Raw genomic sequence first — 5,020 nt, forward strand, 5'->3', positions numbered from 1 at the left:
GCGCGCCCGCGAGCCGGTAGCGCATACCGAGCTTCTTGCGGGCGATCGCCTTGGCCGCCTTGAGCTTGACGTACGGATCGAGCGGATCCATGAAGAGCTCGACCGGGTCGTATCCCGGCTTGCGGTGGATCTCGACAAGCTGGGCGAAGTCCGGCGCCCGGTCGTCGTCCAGCCAGTAGTAGTACGTGAACCACGCGTCGGCTTCGGCGATGGCGACCAGTTCGCCCGAGCGCGGATGGTCGAGACCGTGCGCCTTCTTGCCCTCGTCGTCCAGGATCTCGTCGATACCGGGCAGGTCCTGGAGTGCCTCACGGGTCGCGTCGAGATCCTCGGGACGGCGCACATAGACATGGGCGAGCTGGTGGTCGGAGACGGCGAAGGCCCGGGAGGCCATCGGATCGAGATACTCCATGCCGTCCTGGGTGTGGACCTCCAGCAGCCCGGCCCTGCGCAGCGCCCGGTTGATGTCGACGGCCCGGGAGACCCGGGTGATGCCGTACTCGGAGAGCGCGACGACGGTACGGCCCTCGTCCCTGGCGTCGGCCAGGAGCGGTGCCATCGCGGTGTCCAGCTCGGCCGCCGCGCGGTGGGAGCGCGGGTCGTCGGGACCGTAGCGCTGGAGGTCGTAGTCGAGATGCGGCAGATAGCAGAGCGCCAGATCGGGTGTACGGGTGCGGATGATGTGACGGGTGGCGTCGATGATCCACTGGGAGGAGACGAGGTCGGCGCCCGGGCCCCAGAAGTGGAAGAGCGGGAACGTGCCGAGCTTCTCGGTGAGTTCGTCGTGCAGCGCCGGCGGACGGGTGTAGCAGTCGGGCTCCTTGCGGCCGTCGGCGTAGTAGACCGGGCGCGGCGTGACGGTGTAGTCGGTGTCCGCGCCCATCGCGTACCACCAGCAGATATTGGCGACCGTATAGCCGGGATGGACACGGCGGGCGGCGTCCCAGAGCTTGTCGCCGGAGACCAGACCGTTGTGCTGGCGCCAGAGCAGTACGTCGCCCAGCTCGCGGAAGTACCAGCCGTTGCCGACAATGCCGTGTTCGGCGGGGAGCGCGCCGGTGAGGAAGGTGGACTGCGCGCTACAGGTGACGGCGGGCAGCACCGTACTCAGCGGGGCCTGCGAGCCGGTGCCGGCCAGCTTGCGCAAGTTCGGCATGTGCGCGAGGAGTTGAGGCGTGAGCCCGACGACATCCAGCACCAGCAGCGGCGTTGGTTTCGGGACCGGGGCCGACTCCGGGGCCGGGGCTTCGGCGGCGGTGCCGGCCGGCGGTGCGGCCGAGGTCTCGGTCATGGCAGCTCCTTCAGGCCGAGGTCGACCAACAGGTCGCGGGCCAGGGTGAGTTCGGCGGCGATGCCCTCGGCGAGCTGTCCGCGCGAGCGCGGACGCAGCTGGACCGGGAGGGCCTGCCAGGTATAGGTCTCGACCTCCAGATGGCGGGTCCGCGGCGCGGCGCCGCCGATCAGCCTGGTCAGGGCGTCCTGGAGCACGGGAAGCGTGGAGGTGAGCGGCGGCGCGGGCGGCGCGTGCAGCGGGACATGGAAGTGCGCGCGCCAGGGAGCGCCGTCGGGCAGCGCCTCGCCGCCGAGTGCCTCGTCCAGATCGTCGGTGCCGCGCAGCCCGGCGGCGGTGCGCGTACGGGTCTGGTGGAGGAAGCGCGGCTCGGCGAACGCGCCGAGGGCCTCCCGTACCTCCGGCAGATGCGGGTTCTCGGCGTGCAGCGCGGCGGAGAGCTGGGCCTTGGGAATGACGACGCCCGCGGCCTCCAGCGCGCCCAGGGCGGTGGCCGGATCCTCGAAGGAGGTGGCGAGATGGCAGGTGTCGATACAGATGCCGATCCGGTCGCTGCCGATCTCCGTGAGCGGGCCGATCGCGTCGGCGGTGGTCTCGACGGTGCAGCCGGGCTCCGGTTCCAGGGCGATCCTGATGGACTTGCCGGTCAGCTCCTCCAGCGCGTCGAGCCGTTCGGCGAGCGTGGTCAGCGCGGTGCGGGCGGCACCGGCCGCGGTGGCGTCGAAGGCGGTGCGCCAGGCGAGCGGGAGTGTGGAGACGGAGCCCTCGGTGACATCGTCCGGCAGCAGCGCGGCCAGCAGCCTGGCCAGATCGCTGGTGTGGGCGAGCCGCTCGGGATCGGCCCAGTCCGGCTTGTAGACACGGTACTTGACCTCTTCGGCGCCGAATCCCTCGTACGGGAAGCCGTTGAGCGTGACGACTTCGAGGCCGCGCCGGTCCAGCTCGGCACGGAGTCCGCGCAGCGCGGCCGGATCGTTGATCAGGGCCTGGGCGGCGCCCTTGGCGAGCCAGAGGCCGATGCCGAGACGGTCGCGGCCGAGCCGTTTGCGTACCGGCTCGCAGTGGTCGCGCAGTTGGGCGAGTACGCCTTCGAGGTTCTCGGCGGGATGGACATTGGTGCAGTACGAGAGATGAATGGTGGAGCCGTCGGGATGGCGGAAGCGCATGGGATCACTCCCCGCCGCGGAGAATGGAGTTGCCCTCGTGGAGGGCCTCCGGCGCGGGGACGTCGAGCTGGAGTCTCCCGCTGAGCCCGTAGAAGGCGACGGGATTGCGCCACAGGACCTTGTCCACGTCGTCCTCGCCGAAACCGGCGGCGAGCATCGCGTCCGCGACCTTGCGGGTCTTGAGCGGATCGCTCTTGCCCCAGTCCGCGGCCGAGTTGACGAGCACCTTGTCGGTGCCATGGGCCTTGAGGACGGCGACCATCCGGTCCTCGTCCATCTTGGTGTCGGGATAGATGGAGAAGCCCAGCCAACTCCCGCTCTCCGCAGCGTCCTTGACGGTCGTCTCGTTGAGATGGTCGAACAGGACCCACTCCGGGTCGAGCGCGGATTCCCGTACGACGTCGACGGTGCGGCGCAGACCGGACAGCTTGTCGCGGTGCGGAGTGTGGACCAGCGCGGGCAGTTGGTGGTCGGCGGCGAGCTGGAGCTGTGCGGCGAGCGCGGTGTCCTCGGCCGGAGTCATGGAGTCGTAGCCGATCTCGCCGACGGCGACGACACCGTCCTTGACGAGATAGCGCGGCAGGGCGTCCAGCACGGGCGCGCAGCGCGGATCGTTCGCCTCTTTGGGGTTGAGGGCGAGCGTGCAGTGGTGGGCGATGCCGTACTGGGCGGCGCGGAACGGCTCCCAGCCGAGGAGCGCGTCGAAGTAGTCGAAGAAGCTCGCCGGAGAGGTACGGGGCTGGCCCAGCCAGAAGGACGGCTCGACCAGGGCGCGCACACCGGAGGCGTACATCGCCTGGTAGTCGTCCGTGGTGCGGGAGGTCATATGGATGTGGGGGTCGAAGATGCGCATCAGGACTCCTCGCCGGTCAGATTCAGCGCGTGGTGCAGGTCGGCGGGTACGGGACGGCCGGCCGCGGTGCGCTCGGCCGCGAAGTCGGCGAGCATACGGGCCAGTTCGGCGTCTCCGTGGGCGCGTCTTTCCAGGCCGTCGACGGCGGTGACGGGCACTTCGGTGAAGAGGCATTTGAGGATGGCGTGCCGCCAGCCGTGGGAGTCGAGATGGGCGGCGGCGTACGGACCGACGGCGGCGGCGACCAGCCGGGTGTCATTGGTCCGCAGGGCGTCCTCGATCAGCGGCAGCGCGCCGGGTCCTGTGACGCGGTGGGGCAGGGCGAGCAGCACGGCGCGGCGTTCGGCGGCGGTGCCCTGGTGGTAGAGCCGGGTGAGGACGGCGAGGCCGGCGCGGGCCCGCTGGAGGAGCAGGACGCGTACGGAGTCGGCGTGCTCCTGGCCGCAGTGGCGTCCGGCGGCGGCGAAGCGCAGCTCCCAGGGCGCGACGGCGGGAGTGACGGCAACGTTGTCGCTCTCTCCGGTGCGCCCGGCGTCCTCGGCCGCGTCGGAGGCCTCGGCCAGGGCGGTGTCGAGCCACGCCCGGGCGGCGGCGTCCAGACCGGGAGCCAGGTCCTCGCGGGTCGGCGGCTGGTTCGAGGTCATGCTGCTCCCTTCGTACGGAGGAAGTCCATGGAGGTACGGGCGAGTTCGGGGCCCGCGTGGGAGTGGCGCGGCAGTTCGACCACGGTCAGGCCCTCGTAGCCGGTGGCGGCCAGCGCGGCGAGCACCGGCGGGAAGTCGATCTCGCCGTCGCCGAAAGGCAGATGCTCGTGCACTCCGCGCCGCATGTCCTCGATCTGTACATGGCGCAGCCAGGGCGCGGCCTCACGGATGCAGTCGGCGGGCGGCGCGGGCTCCAGGCACTGGCAGTGGCCTATGTCGAGAGTGAGGCCGAGCGGATCGGGATCGCCGAGAAGGTGTCTGAGCTGGTGGAAACCGGCGAGGTCCGAGAGGAGATGGCCGGGCTCGGGCTCGACGGCGAGCGGGATGTCGGCGTGCTCGGCGGCGTCGACAACAGGTGTCAGCGACTCTTCGAGCCGCTTCCAGGCGGTGTCGGTGTCGGTGCCCGGCGGAGTGACACCGCTGAAGCAGTGCACGGCGTGCGCGCCGAGGTCGGCGGCGACCTGAACGGCCGTCAGCAGCAGCCCGGTGCGGGCGGCGCGGCCCTCGGGCTCGGCGTCGAGCAGTGTGGGCCCGTGCTTGCGGCGCGGATCGAGCACATAGCGCGCACCGGTCTCGACGGTGACACTGAGCCCCAGCTCGCCCAGCCGCCGGGCGACACGCCGGGTGCGGGCGGCGAGGTCGGGAGCCATCGGATCGAGATGCATATGGTCGAGAGTGAGCCCGACACCGTCGTAGCCGAGATCGGCGAGGAGCGCGAGCGCGTCGTCGAGCCGGAGATCGGTGAGCCCGTTGGTGCCGTACCCGAAACGCAGACTCATGTCAGGCTCACTTTCCGTGCGAATTTCCGTGCCAGTGGTACGAGCGCCATGATTCCCAGCGCGGTCCCCGCGGCCCCGCCGCGTGCGGCGAGCGCCGCCTGGAGCGGGATCATCGCCCGGATCCCGCCGCCGACGGCGCGCTGGGTGAGCGGCGGCGAGGGATTGAGCACGGCGTGCGCCAGGGGCTTTCCGGCGGTGCCGGCGTATACGGCGGCGAGGCCGCCGGC

The 5,020-nt window shown here is 71.0% G+C and carries 5 protein-coding genes and 1 pseudogene; all 6 read right to left on the reverse strand.

Annotated features, from left to right (window positions below):
- Positions 1-1,291: alkaline phosphatase family protein (locus tag GA0115259_RS36280; protein ID WP_237540744.1), on the reverse strand; the 1,291-nt coding region annotated here is incomplete at its 3' end.
- Positions 1,288-2,457: a metabolite traffic protein EboE gene (gene eboE, locus GA0115259_RS36285; RefSeq protein ID WP_093604715.1), complete on the reverse strand. Its 1,170-nt coding sequence runs from the start codon at positions 2,455-2,457 to the stop codon at positions 1,288-1,290. The genes eboE and GA0115259_RS36280, both read right to left, overlap by 4 nt.
- A gap of 4 nt (positions 2,458-2,461) precedes the next feature.
- Complete coding sequence (locus GA0115259_RS36290; RefSeq protein ID WP_093604717.1) at positions 2,462-3,310, reverse strand: TatD family hydrolase; 849 nt, start codon at positions 3,308-3,310, stop codon at positions 2,462-2,464.
- The gene (locus GA0115259_RS36295) at positions 3,310-3,954 is read right to left on the reverse strand and encodes an EboA domain-containing protein (protein ID WP_093604719.1); all 645 of its coding nucleotides are present in this window, start codon (positions 3,952-3,954) and stop codon (positions 3,310-3,312) included. The genes GA0115259_RS36290 and GA0115259_RS36295 overlap by 1 nt, the downstream gene beginning before the upstream one ends.
- Entirely contained in the window at positions 3,951-4,793 is an 843-nt protein-coding gene (locus GA0115259_RS36300; RefSeq protein ID WP_093604721.1) for a sugar phosphate isomerase/epimerase family protein, read from the reverse strand. Before GA0115259_RS36300 ends, GA0115259_RS36295 begins: the two co-directional genes overlap by 4 nt.
- Positions 4,790-5,020: pseudogene (locus GA0115259_RS36305) on the reverse strand (prenyltransferase); the annotation flags it as partial. The gene GA0115259_RS36300 and the pseudogene GA0115259_RS36305, both read right to left, overlap by 4 nt.

Origin of the sequence: Streptomyces sp. MnatMP-M17 (assembly GCF_900091995.1) — a bacterium.
Lineage (GTDB): Bacteria > Actinomycetota > Actinomycetes > Streptomycetales > Streptomycetaceae > Streptomyces.